Raw genomic sequence first — 20878 nt, forward strand, 5'->3', positions numbered from 1 at the left:
ATGGCTGACTGTCCTAAATGTCCACCGCCGGGATTGCCCGCTTATATGGGTACCTTTGCCGACTTAATGTCTTTGTTAATGTGCTTTTTTGTGTTGTTGCTGTCTTTTTCCGAGATGGACGTACAAAAGTTCAAACAGCTGGCAGGGTCTATGGCTTTTGCCTTTGGTGTACAAAATAAAATTGAGGTCAAAGACATCCCCAAAGGCACCAGTGTGATTGCCATGGAATTTCGCCCCGGCCGGCCTGATCCAACGCCCATAGACACGCTACAACAACAAACTGTGGATATGACCCAGCAAACGCTGGAGTTTCAGGCCGGTGAAGAAGATTCAGCCGGCGGACGGCAAGAACAGCGCGAAGACAAAACCGGCGGTTTAAGTGACAGTCCGGATGAACAAAGCCAGGCCCAACCGGAAACCGAAACTGCGATGATGCAGGAACAGGTGAACGAAATGGTGAAAAAAATTGCAGAGCAGATGGAGCAGCAAATTCAGGATGGTGCAGTTGAGCTGGAGTCGCTTGGGCAGCAAATTATTATCCGTATTCGTGAAAACGGTTCATTTCCGTCCGGTTCCACTTTTTTGCAGCCACGTTTTAAACCTATAGTGCAGCAAATTGGCGCCATTTTAAAAGATATCCCGGGTGAAATTACCGTGTCTGGCCACACCGATAACGACCAGGTGTCGGATGAGCTGAACAGCAACAACTGGGAGTTGTCGGCAAAACGCGCAGTGTCGGTGGCCACTGAATTGTTAGAAGGCACAGGCCTGGAAAAAGACCGCCTTGTGGTGGTTGGGCATGCCGACACCAGACCTCTGGTGCCCAATGACACTGAAGCCAACCGCAAGCGTAACCGCAGGGTAGAAATTTCTATTATGCAGGGGAAAGCCAAAGAGTCGGCGCCTATTCAGTTACAGCCCCAGACGCCACCAGCCAGTCAACCGGCCCAGCCAAAACAAAACTGAGCACGGCAGCACATCCTTTTGATGTGCTGCCTCTTGTTGTTTTAGACCCAGCGCCGGGCAGCACCTTAGACAAATCTCTGCCGTTTTTAAGCAATGGCGTTATAATGCGCGCCAGTTTTTTGCCGGCAGCCCAGTTATGATTGAATTTATTGTTAAGTTACACCCTGAAATCTCCATCAAAAGTAAGTCGGTGCGTAAGCGCCAGACCATGCTGCTGGAACAAAATCTGAAAACCATTCTGCTACAACTGGACCCGTCCATTGTGGTGCGTAATCTGTATGACCATTTAACTGTGATGTCGCCACAAGGCGATGAGCTGCTTGCACAAAAAATGGCCGAACAGCTGCAATGTATTCCCGGCATAGTGCAGTTTGCCCAGATGCAGTCGTCAGAATTTAGCTCACTACACGATATTTTTGAGCAGGTGCTGGCGGTGTACCGTGACCAGCTGCATGGCAAAACCTTTTGTGTGCGGGTGCGCCGTCAGGGCAATCATGAGTTTTCCTCTATTGAAGCCGAACGTTATATCGGCGGTGGGCTCAACCAGCATATTCCAACAGCACAGGTGAAGTTAAAGCAGCCGGACGTGACAGTGCTGGTGGAAGTGCGCAAAGAAAAACTCATTATTGTGCGCCGTGCTTATCAGGGCATGGGCGGTTTCCCGCTGCCATCGCAGGGTGATGTATTGTCGCTGATTTCCGGCGGTTTTGACTCGGCAGTGGCCAGTTATCTGATGATCCGCAAAGGCCTTCGCACCCACTATTTGTTTTTTAATTTAGGTGGTGCCGCCCATGAAACCGGGGTGCGGCAAATGGCCTTTTATCTGTGGCAAAAATACAGTTTGTCACACAAAGTGAAGTTTGTTTCTGTTGATTTTGCCCCTGTGGTGACTGAAATTCTGGAAAAAATTGACAACGGCCTGATGGGCGTTGTGCTCAAACGTATGATGATGCGGGCTGCAACCACTGTCGCCGACAGCTTGAATATTAAAGCTGTGGTGACAGGCGAAAGTATTGGTCAGGTGGCCAGTCAAACCATCGTCAATTTAAACGTCATTGACCGGGTCACTGAGATGCTGATCCTGCGCCCTTTGGTGTATCAGGACAAACAGGACATTATTGATATAGCCCGGGTTATTGGCGTGGAAGATCTCGCCAAAACCATGCCGGAATATTGTGGTGTGATCTCCAAAAGCCCGACCATTAATGCGGTGCTGGCCGATGTCAACGCTGCCGAAGCGCGGTTTGATTTTAGTATTCTGGAAAAAGTCAGTCAGGACGCCAAGGTGCTGGATATCCGCACTGTGGAATATCAGGCCGGCCAGCAGGTGGCCACCATCGACACCGAAGCTGTGTTACCTGAAGGCGCTGTGGTGATTGATGTGCGTGCACCGGATGAAGCTGAGCGCAACCCGCTGCAACTGGCTAGCCATCAGGTGATAGAGCTGCCGTTTTATAAAATAGCTTCGGGTTTTGCCGAGCTTGCCAAAGACAAACAATATTATCTGTATTGTGACCGTGGTGTGATGAGCCGCTTACAGGCGCTGCTACTCAAAGAGCAGGGTTATCAAAACGTGGCTGTGTATAAAAAAGACAAATAACAGCGTTTTGTCACAACAGCCTGTGGTGATAACGGGCTGTTGTTACAACTGCCAGGGCGCGAGCTTTGCCGCCAGCGCCTGATAAAGCGCCTGATGCTCCGGCATCGCCAGCTGATGTGCTGTTGCCTGCTGCAATAAATAGCCGGTAATAGCACCAAGCTCGGTGCGCCGGCCTGCGCTAACATCCTGTAACATCGAGGAAAAGTTTTGTGCTGTATTGCTCTGCACTTGTTGCACCAGCTGATACAGCCTGTCCCCGCTAAAAAGCTGCCCACAGGCAGCCGCCACTTGCACAAACTCAGCCAGCAAAAGTTTGATCTGCGCCTGATACTGAGGTTGGTTTAATTCACCATTGCGGCATTGATGTAAAGCAGTGAGCGGATTAATCACACTATTGACCGCAAGCTTTTGCCATAAATAGGGCTGAATGTCGTCGACCAGTGTCAGTGGAGACAATGCCTGGGTGAGTTCAGCCGCTATCGGAGCCTTGCAATTACGGGCGGCGTCATTACAGGGCGCCAATATGGTGCTGCCCTGGCCACTGTGAATAACATGCAGCGCATGAGGTTTATAAGCGCCATGACTGGTGCTGGCAAACCAAAGTCCCTGGCCTGGTTTGAGTAAAGCGGCCACAGGTTCCAGCGTGCCCATGCCATTATGGCTAAGCACCAGCTGCGCCTCGTCTGTTAAATGGGGTAATAAAGTGTGCACCACAACAACAACGTCATAGGCTTTGACCGGCACCAGCACTTTGCTATAAGGGCCCTGGCTGGCATTTTGCAGCTGCATGGCAAAGTCGCGGCCACCGGCACTAAAACGATAACTCAGTGGCTGTGGTGTTTTTTGCCATAACAAAACGCTCTGGGCGCTGAGTAACCATCTGCTGGCCGCCAATAAGCCAATAGCGCCTTTACCCACCACCAGCCATGGCGCTGACATCAGCGGGCTCCTTCTGCTGGAGCCTGTTGAAAACGGCGCCACAGCGGCAGTTGCCACAACAGCAGTGCCAGTGCCAGACCGCCAAGATCAGCCAGAAAATCCCACCAATCGCCAAATCTGGTGGTGAAAAAGTGCTGCGCCAGCTCAATGGCGCCGCCGTAAATACCAAGCAATAACAAACCCGTGAGCACACGACGATAAAAACTAAGTTGCCACAGCAACATCAACAACAGAAAAATCAGGCCATGCATCAGTTTGTCATTGGGCATCCAGCCTGAGGGTAGGCCACTGACGTCTTTTAAAAATCCATAACTGCACACAACCAGTGCAAGCAAAAACAACAGACGAAAAAACCAGGGGCGATCAGGCAACATAAAAAATCCCGCAGAAGAAAAACGGCAAGGCTCGGATTATACGACCATTTTCGCTATAATCCAGCGCACCATAACCAGAGCTCATTGCAACGGGCGATGAGCAGAAGCCAAAGCGTGGATCTGATGGTGCCGCTTTGGGCCGGATCTGATTGAATTTTAAGGAGAGTCCCGATGCCTTCATTTGATATTGTTTCTAAAGTTGATTTGCAGGAAGTGCTGAACGCAGTGGACAACGCCAACCGTGAGCTGGACACCCGTTTTGATTTTCGTGGCATCAATGCCAAATTTGAATTAAAAGACAAACAAGTCAGCATGAGCGCCGAAGCCGAGTTTCAGCTGCAACAGATGAAAGAAATTTTTCTGGCCAAAGCGGTGAAACGTAACCTTGATGTGCGTTCATTTAAAGAAGAAGATGTGGTGCATTCCGGTAAGACTTACAGTCAGTTATTGTCGTTAAAACAAGGGATTGATCAGGATATGGCGCGTAAAATTGTCAAACTGATCAAAGAAAGCAAATCCAAGGTACAAGCTGCTATTCAGGGTGATGAAGTGCGGGTGTCTGGTAAAAAACGCGATGATTTGCAAGAAGCCATCGCCCTTATTCGTCAGGCCGACTTGGGCCAGCCATTCCAGTATCAGAACTTTCGCGATTAAAAATCCTCCGCACAGCCCTGGCTGCTGTGCGTTCTGGGAATAGCCATCTGGATTTCTATTGACAATCCGACCGCGGCCGCTACACTGTGGCCGCGTTTTTCAGGTGCTGTTGAAGCTTTGCTTGCAACAGTGAAACGGGAATCTGGTGAAACACCAGAGCTGCCCCCGCAACGGTAACATCATCAGCAATTTTGCTGTTTGTCTTTCACTGCCACTGTCTTTGGATGGGAAGGTATAAGACGAGCTGGGTGAGTATTGGCTTTAAGCCATACCAGCCCGGATGCTGCAGCCCGGAGACCGGCCTGAAAATTCATTCACCCAACAACACGCGGTGGGCGTGTCATCTGGAGTTTTCATGTTGAAGTTATCTGTACTGACCCTGGCTGTGGTCAGCTCTTTTGCCGTTGCGGCACAAGCCAACCCCGTTCAAACCAAAGCTGTTCAAACCAAGTCCGTTCAGACTAAAGCCGTCCAGGCCAAGGCTGTGGATGCAGAGCTTGAACACATCAGCATTTATGCCAATCGTCAGGCAAAAGCAGTCGCCGAAACCTTAAGCAGTGTCACTGTGATCAACAGGGATGAAATTATCCGCCGTCAGGTGCGTGATTTACCTGCGTTATTACAGCAAGTTGCCGGTGTCAGTGTGGCACGGGACGGTGGCCGTGGCCAAAACAGCAGTGTGTTTATCCGCGGTGGCAGTAGTGGTCACACTCTGGTGTTGTTAGACGGTGTGCGTATTGGCTCCGCGACTTTGGGTTATCAGTCGCTGGCCATGGTGCCGGTGGCATTAATTGAAAAAATCGAAATTATCAGAGGCCCCAAGGCTGCCTGGTATGGCTCTGATGCCTTAGGGGGTGTCATTGCTATTACCAGCCGTCAAGGCGACAAAACCGAGTTTAACGCCACTTTAGGCAGCAATAAGCTGGCGGAAGTCGGCTTGTCAGGCAGTCAGAAAAACGGCGACCTGACCTTATTTGGCAGCCTTGGCACTGCGATGGGCGACGGTTTTTCCGCCAAAATAGGCGGTGATCCGGATGATGATGGTTTTGAGCAAAGTTATCTTAATGCCGGTGCAGAGCTGCAAAGCAGTCTGGGTTTGTGGCGCTGGCAGTCGCAGCTAAACGACGGTTATTACGAATTTGACAGCGACTACGGTGGTGACAGAGCCGATACGCAGCAAGACTCGCATCAGCTGGACTGGAGCCTGAGTCAGGGCTCGCCGTCACATCAGCTCAAACTGGCGCACAGTGTCGACAGCGACATCAGTTATGGCCTGCAAAGCCCGGAGTCGTTGTTTAAAACCAAAAGAGATGAAGCGGCTTATCAGCTCAGTTACGCTTTATTCACGGATTGGACTTTATTAACAGGCGCCAGCTGGTATCAGGAGCAGGTGCTGAAAAACGCGCCGAATTATTCGGCCGATAGCCGCAACAACCAGAGTGTGTTTGCCGGTTTTGCTTTTGATAACAATCAATATTTGTTTGACGGTGCTGTGCGCCATGACAACTTCACCAGCTACGGCAATAAAAACACTTATCAGTTCAGCGCCGGTTATCATCTGAGCACTGATTTAATCGCCCGTTTTAGTCAGGGTAGCGCTTTTAAAGTGCCGACCTTTAACGACTTATACTGGCCAAAATACGGGAATCCGCTGTTAAAACCGGAAGAGTCGTTATCCCGTGAGTTGGGGCTGAATTATCACTACCACCAGCTGAGCCTGGATCTGGTGTTGTTTGATCGCGACCTGACCAATCTGATCCAACGGGGTCAGCAAAACACCAATGTGCTGCTGGCCAGCATTCAGGGGGCGGAGCTGAGCGCTGCTTTTGCTATCGACGATTTTGAGCAGCGCTTAAGCTACGGTTATCTTGATGGTAAAGATGAAAAAACCGGCCTGAAGCTGGTAAAACGTCCGGCGCATAAAGTCAGCTGGCTCAACAGCAAAAGTTATCAGGACTGGACTTTTAGTACCGAAGCTTTGTATCAAAGCCGCTCTTTCTCCGGCAAAGACTGGCAGGGCAAGCTGCAACCCGAGCTTGGCAGTTACCTGATTTGGAGCTTTGGTGTGGCTTATCAGTGGCAACCTGGTATCACCCTTCGTGCCAAGGTCGACAACCTGTTTGATAAAACTTATCAGACCAACCTGGGTTATCGTCAGGCCGGGCTGGAGTTTGTGCTGGGTGTACAAATGCTGGCGTTTTAACGCGGCCTAGCGCTAAACATCAGCGACACATCAGCGAAAAGCAAAACTAAAGCCGGGACCCTAAGGTTCCGGCTTTTTTTTGCAGCGGCAACAAAGCCGGTTGCAGCGGATCTGGTTGTGTCTTAGGCCTTTAACAAAGGTGCATATTGCTGGCGGAATTTTGCCAGTTTAGGCAACACCAGAAACTGACAATAAGGCTGCTGTGGATTGGCCAGCGCATACCCCTGATGGTAATTCTCCGCCGGATAAAAAGTGCTGAGTTTTTCCAGAGAGGTGACTATAGGTTGCTGATACACGCCTTGTTGTTCAAGCCTTTTAATGGCCGCTTTGGCACTTTCAAGCTGAACTTCATCAGCATAAAAAATCGCCGAGCGGTATTGAGTGCCAACATCATTGCCCTGACGGTTCAGACTGGTCGGGTCGTGCAGGAAAAAAAACAGCTCAAATATGGTTTGCAGTGAAATCACGTCCGCATCAAATTCCAGCTGTACCACTTCAGCATGACCGGTGTTGCCGCTGCAAATATCCCGGTAACTGGGATTTAAACTATGGCCGCCCATATAACCGCTGGTCGCCTGATGCACACCTTTGAGCATATTAAAAGCCGCTTCCACACACCAAAAACAACCTGCAGCTAAAGTGATATTTTGTGTTGTCATCTTTTTTCCTGCGCTAAAAGATTTGATCTGCAATTTTTATTTTGCCGTAGTCTAATCAGATTAACAGCAATCACCAACAAAGGCTGTAACAAGCAGCGCAGACCGGGTTGTCAGTACTGGCATTGTGGCCTGTACTTTGAGTGATCAGCAACAAGCCACTGCCAACATCAGCAAAAGTGCGCAGCTGGTACGCAGCGACGACAGATAAAGTTCAGTACCAGAACCAGGATACCCCCTGAGCGTGCCAACCAGGAGTCAGGTGTGAAAATTGCAATTATTGGGGCCGGCGTCAGCGCAGCAGCGGCCTGCAAAGAGCTGACAGCACAAGGCGCTACAGTTACTGTGTTTGAAAAAGCACGGGGGCCGGGCGGACGGATGAGCAGCAAAAGAGCACTCGCCGGTAGTTTTGATTTTGGCGCTCAGTATTTTACTGCACGCAGCCAGGCGTTTTTGGCTCAGGTGCAACAATGGCAGGCGCAAGGTCTGGTGCAGCGCTGGGAATTTGTGCCTTATCAGTATCAACAGGGTCAATTAAGACCCTCACCCGATGATGAAATCCGCTATATCGGTACTTCAGCCATGCATCAGATGCTGGCAGGGGAATTTGCAGGCGCCACACTATACACCGGCTGCAAAATTAACGAGCTGAGTTATATCTGCAGTAATGTCAGCAGCCAGAGTACAGGACAGTGGCAGCTCTGCTCTGAACAAGGTGAATGTTTTGGTGGTTTTGACGCGCTGCTGCTCACTTGTCCGCCGGAGCAGGCCAAACAGTTGCTGGAAGGCGCGCCTTTGTCACTGCAAATTCCGGAGCAGGCTTTGTCACCCTGCTGGGCCGTATTACTTGAATTGGCCAGTCCCACTCATCATGCCGCTCAGGGCATTTTTGTCCAGCAGGGCAAAGCACGCTGGATAGCCCAGCAATCGGCCAAACCGGGACGGCACAGTGCCAGATTACAACAAGAAGTAGCACAATCACCGGAGCAGTGGCTGGTGCACTTATCGGAAGACTGCAGTGCCGCTGAGCTTGAGACTATGCCGGAGCAAATCAGTGCGCTGGCCGCTGCCGAACTGAGCCGGGTGCTGGGGACGCAAGTACAGGTGGCTGCGGCACTTTGTCATCGCTGGTTATATGCCAGTTACAACAATAGGGTGCCACCTTGTGGTGTATTATTTGATAAAAAAATGCAGCTGGCGCTTTGTGGTGACTGGACTCTGGGAGGCCGGGTTGAAAACGCCTGGTTATCCGGTGTGGAAGCCGCCTGCAAACTGCTTGGCAAAGCGCACCACACCTGAACCTGCAGCTTCAAAACACATCACAGATGTTAAACAATACAGCCTATATCAGCCCTTGAGCAAAAAATCAGCAGGCAGGAATAACACCAGATGCAACAAAGACGTTTATTAGTGCTTGGCGCCAATAGCGCCATAGGCCAGGGGTTGCTGAGTTATGCAAAGCAGCAGGGCGCTTTAGTCGCCGGTGTTAGCCGAACGCCAGCGCCCGAAAGCGTGATGGTGGACGACTGGTTAGTGCTCGAGCTCCAGCAAGGTGAAGCTGCTGCTGTGTTAAATACTGTAGTTGCCGATTTTTGCCGGCAATTTCAGCCCACAGACATTTTTATTTGCCATGGTGTTTTACAGCAAGACAGGTTAAAAGCCGAAAAAACCATCCGTCAGCTGGATGAACAAGCAGCCTTGCACAGCTGGTGGGTCAATTATCTGTTGCCGGCTTTACACCTGCAGGCTTTGTTTGGTTATCTGCAACAGCATCCCTGCCGGGTGTTGGTACTGAGCGCTAAAGTCGGCAGCATCAGCGATAACAGTTTAGGCGGTTGGTACAGCTATCGCAGTGCCAAGGCGGCGCTGAATATGCTGGTGAAAACCTTGTCGATTGAACTTAGCAGGCTCAAAGCGTCAGCTCTTGTGGCTGCGGTGCATCCGGGCACCACTGAATCTTTATTGTCGGCGCCTTTTTTACGCAATATCCCGCCATCTCAGCTACAAACGCCGGCACAAACCGCGGCACGGTTATGGCAGGTTGCGACAGAGCTACAACCACAGCAGCATGGCAAGCTGCTGCACTGGGATGGTTCCGTTTTGCCTTTCTAGCGGTGGAGAGCAGGAGTGGGTGCTGGCTGCGCGGCTTGCAGAACTAAAGCTTGCTGCAAAGCGGTGGAGTCTCTATGCTGGTTTTTTCGCAACAAAGCAGGAGCAAAAACATGGGGATCCTCAGTGGTTTATTAGGCAATGCTGCCGAAATTGATGTTGCCGATGTGGAACAGGAGTTAGCCAGTATTCTCGCCGAAGGCGAAAAACTGGAGCAGGTTTTTAAAATCATCCGTGATCTGATAGTTTTTACCAATAAGCGGCTGATTTTTATTGATAAACAGGGGCTAACCGGCTCGAAAAAAGAATACATGTCGGTACCTTACCGCTCTGTGGTGCGTTTTGCGGCCGAAACCAAAGGCCATTTTGATCTGGAGTCAGATTTAAAAATCTGGTTAAGCAGCACAGAGCAGCCCATCAGTAAAACTTTTAATAAAGACGGCAATATTATGGCGGTGCAAAAAGCGCTGGCTACATATGTCTGTCGTTAAAGGCCTGGTTTGCCGGTTCGCCCATATGCTGCTTGTAACCGGGCAGCCAAGCGGGTTGGACGATAACAACATGCGGCTCAGCTGCTTAAACAAAGCAATAAAAATGCCGCAATCAAGCGGCATTTTTATTAAGTCTTTCTGACGCAAGGCCTCTTCAGTTTGTCCTATTTGTTCTCAGCGGTTCAGATGTTGCCGGTGTGCTGTTCTCTTTGGCTTTTTCCAGCGTCAGCTCTTTAAAGCTGGTTAAACCTTGTTGGATCAGCGTATAGGTGCTGTCGATATCTTCTTTGACTTTGCCCTGTAACTGTCCCATGCCATCAAGTACTTCCCGGGCTTCAGCAAAACCTTTGTCTATACCACCGCCAATTTTTTCCATAAATTGGCTCAGGGCATCTTCTTCAGTTAGGTCTTTGTTCTGCTGCCGGAACTGCTGATAAAAATTGGTGGCAAAAGCCACTATCCGATCCGCCGTTGCCTGTGGCGAGGTATCCTGATCCTGGGCATAAGGATTATTGCCAACACCGGGTTTATCTTTGTTGCGTGCTTCTGTGGCTCTGTCTGAGGCCTGCTCCGGCAATGGTGGTTTTTCACCATCGTTTTTCAGGTTTTTATTCACTGCGTTCAGCACAGTGCGGTACAACAAACCCAGAGATTTGTTGTCGGATTTTAAGCTGATATCAAGCTGACTTTGCAAAATAGTCTGATTCAGCTCCTGCCGGTTAGCGCGCGACATTTCGGCGCCAGTGGCCGGCCGGCTCAGTTCTGTCTGCCCCAGCTCTTTGGATTTGTCAGCTTTGTCATTTTTAATAACGTCATTACCACTGGCGTTGCTTGCAATATTAGGTTGGATCTTCATGTCGGGCCGCCTTGTTGGGTTTAGTTACACTATAGCCAGCTTATCGGCCGGCCCCTGGCAAAACTTGAGCATAAAATTGCCGGCTTTTTTCAATGTATTGGCAAAGCTCGCGCACACCGCCGAGGGTTCTTAAGCTGGCCCTGTGTAATAAATCGCTGTTGGGCTTGGCAAATTGTTGATATTCAACTGCTTTTACTGACGAAAATGCCTGCCAGTTAAATAAAGTACGGGGTTCATTTTCTGAGACCGGCTGAATAATTAACCAGGGGTTAGCGTTTAATACCTGCTCGGCACTGACTTGCGGGTATGGATTTGGGCCATCTGGCAGCACGTTTCGGGCCCCACAAATGGCCAGATGTTGCGCCGGCCAGGCTTTGTTGCCAATGCTCGACAGTGGGTTGTCCCAGATTTCGTAAAATACCGCCAGCTGTTGCTGCTGACTGTATTTTGTTTTTAATGCCTGAAGTTCAGCACGAAATTGTCCGGCAAGCTGCACTGCCTGTTGCTGACGGCCAGTCAGCTCGCCGAGCCTGAGTAAATGCAGCGCTATATCATCCAGCGTTTTGCTTTCAAAACTTTCAAGCTTTAAGCCAAGCTGTTGTAACCGCTCAATATCGGCAGCCGGCGTACCGCTTTGCCAGTACAACACCAGATCAGGTTGCAGACTGATGATGCTTTCCAGTGATAAGCCGGCATAATTGCCGACTCTTGGCAAAGCCCGAGCTGCTTCCGGGTAGTCGGCATGTTCGCTGGCGGCGACGATCTGGTCACCAGCGCCCAGGCTATATAAAAGTTCCACCAGATCCGGTGCCAGTACTATCAGCTTTAACTGCGAGGCGGGTTTTGTTGTTGAAGACTGCGTTGCAGATTCGGTTGCGGTATTGGCTGCAACTGGGCACGCAATCAACAACAGCATCAGTATTGATGTCAGCAATAAAGCTGGTTCTGTGAATAATGCCGGCAGCCTGAGCAAAGCCTGCGATTTGAATAGGCGGGCAGTAACAGTGTCAGTCATCGATGTCACCAGTCTATGCCTTGTTGTACTCGAATACCGGCGTCAAAAGCATGTTTAACCGACTGCACTTCACTGACAGTATCGGCCAGTTCAATCAGGCTGCGATGACAACCGCGCCCTGTAATCACCACATGCTGGCCCTGCGGGCGTTTATTTAGGGCATCAAGCACCTCATCCAACACAATATAGTCGTAGGTCAGCATATAGGTCAGCTCGTCCAGCAGCACCAGATGAATGGCCGGGTCCTGCAGATATTGTTTGGCTTGTTGCCAGACGGCTTGTGCTGCTGCCATATCCAGCGCACGGTTTTGAGTTTCCCAGGTAAAACCTGTGGCCATCACCGCAAAAGGGACACCATGGCTTTGTAATAAATCACGTTCGCCACAGGCCCAGCTGCCTTTAATAAACTGAGCGACCGCAGCGCGCATGCCATGGCCAACAGTGCGGCACACCATGCCAAAACCAGCGGTGGATTTACCTTTGCCATTGCCGGTGATCACCAACAGCAGGCCCTTGTCCTGAGTGGCTGCGGCAATTCGTTCATCCACTTTTTCTTTCAGTTTTTGCTGGCGCTGTTGATGGCGCTGCGCTTTTTGTTCAGTATCGCTACCGCAATCTGCAGCTGCACACTGCTGCATAGTGTTGTCAGAGTCGGTTCCGGTCATCATTTGGCTCTTAACCGCGTCTGCGGCTTAATAACAATAAAAAAAACAGGCTGCCGCAGGCAGAGGTAATGACCCCGAGCGGTAATTCCTGACTAGGCAGCAGAGTACGGGCGCCAGCGTCCACCCAGATCAGAAAAATGCCGCCACAAAGGCAGCTGCCAACAAACAAGCTTAGTGTTTGTGAGCCAAACAGCATCCGCACCAGGTGGGGCACCATCAGGCCAACAAAACCGATACCGCCACAATAAGCGACAATACTGGCAGTCAGGGCAGCTGTCAGCAGTAAAAATAACAAGCGCAAGGGTTGTACCGGTACGCCCAGACTTAATGCCGTTTGATCCGACCATAACATGGCGTCGAGCTGGCGACGGAATAACACAGCCAGCAGCAGACACAACAACAGGCAAGGCAAAATAAACCACAGTGGCTGATAACTGGCACGTGACAGGCTGCCCATCAGCCAGAACATCACCCTGTTGGCGGCAAATGGGTCATGCTGGTACAACAGCAGGGCAGTGACGGCACTGAATAAAAAACTAACCGCCACACCGGCCAGAATAAAATGATCAAGCTGCTGCCAGCGTGCCAGCAGTGCCAGCGCCAGCACCAGTGCGATGGCAAGCAAAGCACCGACAAAAGCCGCCAGCGGCAATGCGATCATCGACGCCGGAAAATACAGGCTGGCGACAGTAGCCCCAAGACCGGCACCGGCAATAACACCAAACAGATAAGGGTCTGCAAGCGGGTTACGGCTTAAATGTTGTAACAAAGCACCACTTAATGCCAGGCCAGCGCCTGCGACAAAACCGAGCAATAACCGTGGCAGGCGCAGCTGCCATAATAACTGCCACTGCAGAGGCTCTGTGCATTCGCTGCTCACACACAACCAAAGTTGCAGCCACTGCAAACTGACACTGCCGGTATTTAAACAAAACATAAAACTGCCGCCGGCAAGCAGCAGCAATAACAACCAACGCTGTGGCAGCAGAATGTTTGTCATGCACAGACTCCGGGCGCAAAAGTCAGACGCGGTTTGCCATCAAATGGATTGATATCCACCAGACAAGGACGACCAAATACGGCACTGATCAAAGGAGCGGTCAACACCTGTTGTGGTGTACCCAGCGCCACCACTTTGCCCTGATGTAACAGCAGCAGGCGGTCACAATAACTGGCGGCCAGATTTAAATCGTGAAAACTGGCAATCAAACTCAGTTGCAGCGAGCTCACCAGTTGCAGCAACTGGTGCTGATACTGAATGTCCAGATGATTGGTGGGTTCGTCCAGTAACAGTAGCGACGCTCTTTGCATCAGTACCCGGCCAAGCTGGGCACGCTGTAATTCACCACCGGACAAACTGACAAGCAATTGGTGCTGTTTGGCAACAAGACCCACTCTGTCCAGACACTGTTGCAGCAGGTCCAGATCTGTCTGATTATTGGTTTGCCAGAGTTTTTTATGTGGCAGCAGGCCAAGGAACATCAGCTGTGCAACTGTCATGGCCTGGGCTTGTTCAGTTTCCTGCGACAATAACGCCAGCTGCCTTGCTTTTTCCGTTCTGCTGTATTGCTGTAATGCTTTGCCGTGCAGCAGCACTGTGCCTGTTGTCGGCTGATAAAAACCCGCCAGCAGTTTTAATAAGGTGGATTTACCTGCACCATTGGGGCCAATAAAGCCTAAACGTTCACCAGCCCTGAGCTCAAAACTCAGGGGTTCTAAAGTCCAGTCACCTTGCCAACAAAAACTCAGTTGCTGACAACTCAACACTGTTTCAGTGAGCATGCGTAGCCCGCAGGTAAAAAAATCTGTGAGGCGGCTGAGATTCCAGATTGGCGAAGCGGGTCATGGCTTTTTTTTTTAATCGGCTGAGGATGGCTGGCAGTCTAACAAAAAATCATTATCAAGGCACGGACAGCACAATGAAATTCACATCAGAACAAGGTGTTGGGACAACTTGCCGGCAGCATTGTTCAGAGCGCGGCCTGGTTCTTGTTCTTTACCGTGCCTAGTAGTGTTTTAACCCTGCTCAATCTGGTGCTGAAAAACGCCTGGCAAGCTTTGTTGTGGCTGTTGATTTGCTGTAGTGATGTTAAGCCTATGCATCCGCCACAGGATAAGCAGTAGCAATAACAGCATATACTTTTGATGTAACTTCAGTTGTTGTACTGCCTGTTGTCCAGTTTGCCGGGCAGTGGCAAGCTCCTGTTGCAGCAAAACCTGAAGTTCCAGTTGCAGTTGATACAGTTGATTGATGTTGTCACTCGACAGGGAAAACCACAAAGCCGGAGCCACTGAAAATTGCTGGTTCAGAGCTTGTTCCCGCACTTTAGTTAATTGCCGGTAGGGCAGCTGTTGTTGCCAGTTTTGCCACTGCTGCAGCACAGCCGCAGGACTGAGTTCTTCAAATGTACTTTGATGATCCTGAAGTTCGTTGATGACAAACACATAATTTTGATATCTGGCTGCGCTCATTTCCTGCTCTGCCATGGCAATATGCAACATGGCGCGCTCCAGGCCTGAGCGTTCAATCATTTCGGTCAGTTGGCTGATGGCGCTGCTGTGTTGCTGCCACTCCAGCGCGCCGTCTTGTTGCAGCAACTGAACATATTGCAGCAGAGGTTTGATGATAGCGCTGTATGCTTTAATTATCACGGCACCATCGGCCGGAGTCGATTCCAAACCGTTGTATAACACCTGCTGGCGCAGTGCAGTTAACGGATTTTGCGCCAATAACCGCTGCATTGCCGACAGTTCAGGTATAGTCTGCTGTTGTAACGCCACTGTCAGATCGCGCCAGGCGGCATCGGTCAGCAAATATTGAATATGTAGCGCAGGTTTATATGGCAAAGAGGGGGTCACCTGACCTGCACTTAAGCCACGTTCAGTTTGCAGGTTACGGATAAGCCTCTGTACAGGTTCAACCCAGGGAAGTAGCTCTGTGGTTTGTCTATGCTGAAGTTCCTGCTGTTTGTATTGCTGCCACCAGGTCAGCGTCAGTAGCAGATAAACACAACACCACAATAAAGCCAGCCAATAAAGCCAATGCACCCGGTTCAGCGGTATAAAAGCCATCCCTGTTATCCTGAAAATACGTTCCTGTGCAAAGCATAGTTTGTGCCTGAAATATATCCAGTCTTTTGTCAAAGATGGCGGGGGGCTTTAATCACTGAGCCCCCTGAAAGCAGCACAAAAGATAAAAAAACGGCAGGGGGTTAGCCTGCCGTTTTAGGGTGACACTCTTGTCAGCATTTTAAGATGGCTGTTCAGTGTCTGACGCGCGTTGCAGCGCCTCCAGTTCGTTGCTGATACTTTCCGGCGAGCGGGTATTACGCGCCAGAGCTACATAGGCCACAGGTACCACATACAAGGTGAGTAAAGTGGCAAAACCAACACCGGCACAAATTACCATACCTATCACCATCCGGCTTTCAGAGCCTGGGCCTGAGGTAATAATCAGTGGAATACTGCTCATGACGGTGGTAAAGGCGGTCATGGTAATTGGACGGAAACGCTGCACTGAAGCCTGTTCAATGGCCTGCATAAATTCAACACCGGCATCACGCAGCTGATTGGCAAATTCAACAATGAGAATGCCGTTTTTGGCGACCAGACCGATAATCATCACCAGACCGATCTGGCTGTAGATGTTTAGTGTCATGCCAGCCAGATACAAACCACCCAAAGCACCGGCCAGGCCAAGTGGCACCGTTAGCATGATCACCAGCGGGTGAACAAAACTTTCGAACTGCGCCGCCAGTACCAGGTAGGTGATGATGAGCGCCAGTGCAAAAATTAATATGGTGGATTCACCGCTGTCTTTAAACATCAGCGACTCCCCCTTGTATTCAATACCCACATTACCATCAATTTCGCTGCGCACTGTTTCTTCAAGGAAAGTCAGCGCTTCGCCCAGACTGTAACCGGGCGCCAGGTTAGCGGAAATCGTAATGGCGCGCATTCTGTTATAACGATTCAGCGTCGACGAAGTAGCCTCTTCGGTGAGCGTCACCAAGTTATCCAGTGGAATAAGCTGATTAGAGCCGCTGGAGCGCACATAAACGTTGGAGATATTGCCGGGTTTACTGAAGTCTTCGTCAGCGCCTTCCAGAATCACGTCGTATTCCTTACCACGGTCCAGGAAAGTGGTGACACGACGTCCACCCAGCATAGCTTCCAGTGCTCGGCCAACCACACCCACTGAAATCCCTAAGTCGGCAGCCCTCTCGCTGTTAATTTCCACCAGTACCTGCGGTACTGTTTCTTTATAGTCGTGATCAAGCATCAGCAGATTCGGGTTTTGCTGCGCTTTTTTCAGGACTATATCCCGCCATTTAGCCAGCTCATCATAGGTATTACCCTGCAGGACAAATTGTACAGGACGGCCACCACCACCTCGGCCACCGCTTAAACCACTGCGCTGGTTAATAAAAGCACGTACATCAGGCAAGGCATTCAGTTTACCGGCAATTTCGGGCAGCAGCTCTGCGGTGCGGCGCTGGCCGTTGTGCCAGTTTTCGCTGCCGACAATGGCCATACCGCCGGTGTTGCCAAAACCTGGAACCCGGATAAGCAGCCTGTTTAACTCACCTTTTTCGTAGTAGGGCAGCAGAATATCTTCAATCAGCTTCATGTTTTTGCTGTTGCTCTGATAACTGGCGCCTTCCACCGGGCTCATCATGACAAAAAAGGTCCCTCTGTCTTCAGCGGGAGCCAGTTCTTGCGGGATCAGTTTTAATAAATAAGCGCTGGCAACAAAACACAGTAACAATAACAGCATTGTGGGCCATTTCTGCACTGTCACCTGTTGCAGCTGACGGCGATAACCATGTTCAATTTTGCTAAATACTTTATGGATGAGAGCGCTGAAGGCACTTTCTCTTTTGTCGTGTTTAAGCATCTTGCTGCAGAGCATGGGTGTCAGCGTTAAAGCCGCAACGGCAGAGAAGGCCACTGCAGCGGCAACGGCGAGCGCAAATTCAGTAAAAAGTTTGCCCAAATCCCCCTGCATAAACACCAGCGGCACAAAAACTGAAATTAGTACCAGGGTAGTGGCTACAACAGCAAAACCAACTTCCCGTGCGCCTTTGTATGATGCCAGTAGTGGATGTTCACCCTGTTCAATACGGCGGTAAATGTTTTCTAGCACCACGATAGAGTCATCCACCACCAGACCAATGGCCAGTACCATTGCCAATAACGTCAGCAGGTTAATTGAAAAGTCCAGCGCATAAAGCACAGTAAAAGCACTGATAAGGGCGACAGGCACTGTGACGGCCGGAATAAAAGTGGCGCGCAGGTTGCCAAGGAAAGAAAAAATGACCACCACCACCAGCACCAGCGCTATACCCAGCGTGACGTACACCTCACGGATAGATTCGGCGATAAAGACTGACGAGTCGTAACCCGGCTCTATGGTCGTTCCCGGGGGGAGAGTGGCTTTGATACGCTCGGCTTCTGCCCGGGCGGCTTTCACAACATCCAGCGTATTGGCTTTGGACTGTTTGATAATGCCGATACCCAAGACGTTCTTGCCGTCGCTTCTAAATTCACTTTCTTCGTTTTCGGAAGCCAGTACCACCTCGGCCACTTCACCTAAGCGCACCAGATAGTTGTTTTCACCCTTTTTCACAACAAGGCGGTTAAAGTCTTGCTGGGTTTTATAGGTACGCACCACCCGCACAATAAAGTCGCGATCCTGAGATTTGATATTGCCGGCCGGTAGTTCAACGTTTTCATTACGTAGTACGTTTTCAATGTCCTGGACTGTAACTCCCCGTGACGCCATGGCGTCTTTGTCGAGCCACATTCGCATCGCATATTTACGTTCACCACCAATCTGCAGCCGTGCTACCCCATCGACCACAGAAAAACGCTCAGTAATAAAACGGTCAGCGTAGTCGGTGAGTTCCAGATTGGTCATGGTTTCACTACTGAGTAAAAACCAGGCAATGGTGTCATCGTCACTGTTAGCCTTAAAGACTTCCGGTGGTCTCGCCTGATCCGGCAGATTGTCCATCACCCTGGAAATTCGCTCGCGCACGTCGTTGGCTGCAGCGTCAATATCCCGGTTGATATTAAACTCAATAGTGACATTGGAGCGGCCAACCCTGCTGTTGGAGCTGATGTTTTTAATGCCTTCCACGCCGCTGATCATGTCTTCAATCGGCTGGGTGATTTTCGATTCAACAATTTCGGCAGAGGCGCCCGGATAGTCGGTGCTGATAGTGACTACTGGTGAATCGATGTCCGGGAATTCACGAAGTGGCAGCATACTGAAACAAACCACACCAAAAATCACCAGCACCAGATTCACCACAGTGGCAAATACCGGCCTTTTTACGGAGACGTCAGATAACCACATGATTATTGCTCCAAGCGGCTGATGGTGACGCCAGGACGCAATTTTTGCGTGCCTTCGGTGACAATTTCATCCCCTTCGGCCAAACCTGATAACACCTCGACACTGCCCGGGATGCGTTCACCCAGTTCTACTTCGCGCTGTGTTACTTTGTTTTCTGCGTCGACCACAAACACATAATGTTTGTTTTGCAGTGGCACTATGGCTTTTTCCGGAATTTGTAACACCTGACTTTTCGCCAGTTCTACCTGAACATTCAGCAGCATGCCAGGGCGTAGTTTAAGCGACTGATTGGCGACCACACCATGCACTTTGATGGAACGGGTTACAGGGTCGAGTCTTGGATCCAGTGCTTTAATTTCACCGGCAAATACTTCGTTACCATAAGCTACGTTGGTAATGCGAAGCGCAAGGCCTGGAGTTAAACTCGCCATATAACGCTCGGCGACATTAAATTCAACCCTGATAGTGGAAATGTCATCCAGAGTAGTCAGCACTGTACCAGCACTGATAAAGGCACCCTCACTGACCTGACGTAAGCCAATCAGGCCGTCAAAGGGCGCACGGATCACCATTTCATTTAATCTGGCTTGTACTGCATCCAGCTGTGCCTGAGTGGCGTTAACCTTGGCTTGTTGTTCATCTAATAATGAAATGGCGCTGGCCTGGGTCTGGGTTAAGTTTTTTAACCGTGCCAGCTGGCGTTTTTGCTCTGCTAATAAGGCTGCCAGCTCGTTGACTCGGGCTTTTTCTTCGGTGTCGTTAAGCTGAGCAATAATTTCGCCTTTTTTCACCTGCGCCCCTTCGCGGATTTGTAACAAGGTCAGGTAATCGCTGGTGGCGCTAACAATTTTGGCCGAGTCATAAGCGAGTGCAGTACCCAATGCTTTCACTTCCCGGCTCAGTGGTGCCATGGCGACTTTGGCAGTGCGGACGTTATTTTCCAGACCGCCGCCTGCTCTTTTAGCTGGTGCCCCATTTTGCGTAGAAATAACTAAATAACCAAGAAAGCCGCAAAGCGCTGCTAATAATATCCAAATCAGGCGGTTTTGAGTTTTTGGCACTTTGACTCCGTTGTATATCAGTAAAATTTAATCTCGGGTATTGTATGGAAATACATCCAGCCTGGATGTTGAAGTTATCGCAGCTGCGCAGGCGTTGGTCGTATAGATGGAGTGAATAATGGCAGATAAACCTTGTGAACGATGCCGGATGATTCGTTTTTATCTGGTGTGGACTATTCTGATGACAATATTCACCTGGTATTATCTGGACCTCTAGGAAAACAAATGCGGTATTTATTCCGGGATCAAAGCGCCAAAGGCGGTGTGCCGTTATTGTTAGCATCATCTCTGGTGTTATTGCTGTTGATCCTGCTGTTTTCATTGGTGCCTGAGCTGACTTCGTTACAGGGCTGGGTACTGCTGTTTTTGCTGTTAGGTGCCGGCCTTTTTTTAGGTTATGCCAAAACCACCGAACCTTTTTATGCCGTTGAACTTTGCCCGCAGGGTGTGAAATATCATCATCGCAGAGGCAGTTGGGTGTTGCCATGGCAAGCGTTTTTATACGCCAGGGTTGCACAATTGTCCGGCAAAGATGAAGCTGCTTATGTAGGTTTTAAAGTCACTGATTATGATAGTTTTTTAGTGCAGTTGCCGCCGCGCCTTGCCGTGAAATTACTGATGGAGCAACGCCATCTGTTGCTGGCTGCGCTGGCGTCAGATTGCCCGGATGGAACCTGTGCCAGCACCATGCTGACACAGCATACAGAGTTCAGTACAGCCAAAGCACGTTATCATGGTGTGCAAGCGATGTTTGCCGGACGGATGCAACATCTGGCGGTGTTATTGGGGGCTGAACTTTTTATCCCAACCACAGTGTTGCCGGTAGAAGCGGCTGAGTTTTGCCGAACTGTTAATCAAAGCCGCTTGATCTATCTGAAAAAAACAGCAGCCTAGACACATTTTTCCTGCTGTATCATAATGCCAGCAT

Annotated in this window: 19 protein-coding genes and 1 riboswitch; of the genes, 8 read left to right on the plus strand and 11 right to left on the minus strand. The window is 50.2% G+C overall.

All coding sequences use genetic code 11. The features are described 5' to 3' along the window. The gene (locus tag V7P87_RS09765; protein WP_333797262.1) at positions 1-966 is read left to right on the plus strand and encodes a flagellar motor protein MotB; all 966 of its coding nucleotides are present in this window, start codon (positions 1-3) and stop codon (positions 964-966) included. A gap of 136 nt (positions 967-1102) precedes the next feature. Next, positions 1103-2566, plus strand: coding sequence for a tRNA uracil 4-sulfurtransferase ThiI (gene thiI, locus V7P87_RS09770; RefSeq protein WP_333797263.1), 1464 nt, complete (start codon positions 1103-1105; stop codon positions 2564-2566). A 42-nt stretch (positions 2567-2608) separates the two neighbouring features. Here the strand turns inward: thiI and V7P87_RS09775 are convergent, their stop codons facing one another. Next, a complete protein-coding gene (locus tag V7P87_RS09775; protein WP_333797264.1) occupies positions 2609-3505 on the minus strand; it encodes a ketopantoate reductase family protein in 897 nt (298 codons plus the stop codon). Continuing rightward, the gene (locus tag V7P87_RS09780; RefSeq protein ID WP_333797265.1) at positions 3505-3879 is read right to left on the minus strand and encodes a VanZ family protein; all 375 of its coding nucleotides are present in this window, start codon (positions 3877-3879) and stop codon (positions 3505-3507) included. The genes V7P87_RS09775 and V7P87_RS09780 overlap by 1 nt, the downstream gene beginning before the upstream one ends. A gap of 171 nt (positions 3880-4050) precedes the next feature. Here V7P87_RS09780 and V7P87_RS09785 point away from each other — a divergent pair, with 171 nt between their 5' ends. Further along, on the plus strand, positions 4051-4533 hold the full coding sequence (locus V7P87_RS09785; protein ID WP_296296433.1) for a YajQ family cyclic di-GMP-binding protein: 483 nt from the start codon (positions 4051-4053) through the stop codon (positions 4531-4533). An 84-nt stretch (positions 4534-4617) separates the two neighbouring features. After that, positions 4618-4853, plus strand: a riboswitch (cobalamin riboswitch). Positions 4854-4888: 35 nt separating this feature from the next. After that, complete coding sequence (locus V7P87_RS09790; protein WP_333797266.1) at positions 4889-6736, plus strand: TonB-dependent receptor domain-containing protein; 1848 nt, start codon at positions 4889-4891, stop codon at positions 6734-6736. A 122-nt stretch (positions 6737-6858) separates the two neighbouring features. On the opposite strand, the gene msrA is transcribed toward V7P87_RS09790, so the two are convergent. Continuing rightward, positions 6859-7395 (minus strand): peptide-methionine (S)-S-oxide reductase MsrA, encoded by a 537-nt coding sequence (msrA, locus tag V7P87_RS09795; RefSeq protein WP_333797267.1) that lies wholly within the window; start codon positions 7393-7395, stop codon positions 6859-6861. A gap of 261 nt (positions 7396-7656) precedes the next feature. Between msrA and V7P87_RS09800 the strand changes: the two genes are divergently transcribed. The 3 genes from V7P87_RS09800 (at position 7657) to V7P87_RS09810 (ending at position 9992) form a co-directional block, all read left to right on the plus strand. Beyond that, positions 7657-8691, plus strand: coding sequence for an NAD(P)/FAD-dependent oxidoreductase (locus tag V7P87_RS09800; RefSeq protein WP_333797268.1), 1035 nt, complete (start codon positions 7657-7659; stop codon positions 8689-8691). Positions 8692-8781: 90 nt separating this feature from the next. After that, the gene (locus tag V7P87_RS09805; protein WP_333797269.1) at positions 8782-9504 is read left to right on the plus strand and encodes an SDR family NAD(P)-dependent oxidoreductase; all 723 of its coding nucleotides are present in this window, start codon (positions 8782-8784) and stop codon (positions 9502-9504) included. Between the two features lie 110 nt (positions 9505-9614). Further along, positions 9615-9992, plus strand: a complete 378-nt coding sequence (locus tag V7P87_RS09810; protein ID WP_296296423.1) for a PH domain-containing protein — start codon at positions 9615-9617, stop codon at positions 9990-9992. A gap of 154 nt (positions 9993-10146) precedes the next feature. Here the strand turns inward: V7P87_RS09810 and V7P87_RS09815 are convergent, their stop codons facing one another. From V7P87_RS09815 to V7P87_RS09850, 8 genes are all read right to left on the minus strand, one after another. Continuing rightward, complete coding sequence (locus tag V7P87_RS09815) at positions 10147-10848, minus strand: DUF5610 domain-containing protein (RefSeq protein ID WP_333797270.1); 702 nt, start codon at positions 10846-10848, stop codon at positions 10147-10149. A gap of 40 nt (positions 10849-10888) precedes the next feature. Next, positions 10889-11863, minus strand: coding sequence for a cobalamin-binding protein (locus tag V7P87_RS09820; RefSeq protein WP_333797271.1), 975 nt, complete (start codon positions 11861-11863; stop codon positions 10889-10891). Positions 11864-11868: 5 nt separating this feature from the next. Further along, a complete protein-coding gene (gene cobO, locus V7P87_RS09825; protein ID WP_333797346.1) occupies positions 11869-12501 on the minus strand; it encodes a cob(I)yrinic acid a,c-diamide adenosyltransferase in 633 nt (210 codons plus the stop codon). Positions 12502-12538: 37 nt separating this feature from the next. Then, entirely contained in the window at positions 12539-13528 is a 990-nt protein-coding gene (locus V7P87_RS09830; RefSeq protein ID WP_333797272.1) for a FecCD family ABC transporter permease, read from the minus strand. Beyond that, positions 13525-14310 (minus strand): ABC transporter ATP-binding protein, encoded by a 786-nt coding sequence (locus V7P87_RS09835; RefSeq protein WP_333797273.1) that lies wholly within the window; start codon positions 14308-14310, stop codon positions 13525-13527. Before V7P87_RS09835 ends, V7P87_RS09830 begins: the two co-directional genes overlap by 4 nt. A gap of 234 nt (positions 14311-14544) precedes the next feature. Further along, positions 14545-15600 (minus strand): nitrate- and nitrite sensing domain-containing protein, encoded by a 1056-nt coding sequence (locus V7P87_RS09840; RefSeq protein WP_333797274.1) that lies wholly within the window; start codon positions 15598-15600, stop codon positions 14545-14547. Positions 15601-15778: 178 nt separating this feature from the next. After that, positions 15779-18889 carry an efflux RND transporter permease subunit gene (locus V7P87_RS09845; RefSeq protein WP_333797275.1) on the minus strand — a complete coding sequence of 1037 codons (3111 nt, stop codon included), beginning with the start codon at positions 18887-18889 and terminating at the stop codon, positions 15779-15781. Between the two features lie 2 nt (positions 18890-18891). Further along, on the minus strand, positions 18892-19950 hold the full coding sequence (locus V7P87_RS09850) for an efflux RND transporter periplasmic adaptor subunit (protein WP_333797276.1): 1059 nt from the start codon (positions 19948-19950) through the stop codon (positions 18892-18894). 225 nt (positions 19951-20175) lie between these two features. Here V7P87_RS09850 and V7P87_RS09855 point away from each other — a divergent pair, with 225 nt between their 5' ends. Then, positions 20176-20844 (plus strand): DUF2982 domain-containing protein, encoded by a 669-nt coding sequence (locus V7P87_RS09855; RefSeq protein ID WP_333797277.1) that lies wholly within the window; start codon positions 20176-20178, stop codon positions 20842-20844. Positions 20845-20878 lie beyond the last annotated feature (34 nt).

The sequence above is a fragment of the Rheinheimera sp. genome (assembly GCF_036782235.1).
In the GTDB taxonomy this organism is placed as follows: Bacteria; Pseudomonadota; Gammaproteobacteria; order Enterobacterales; family Alteromonadaceae; genus Pararheinheimera.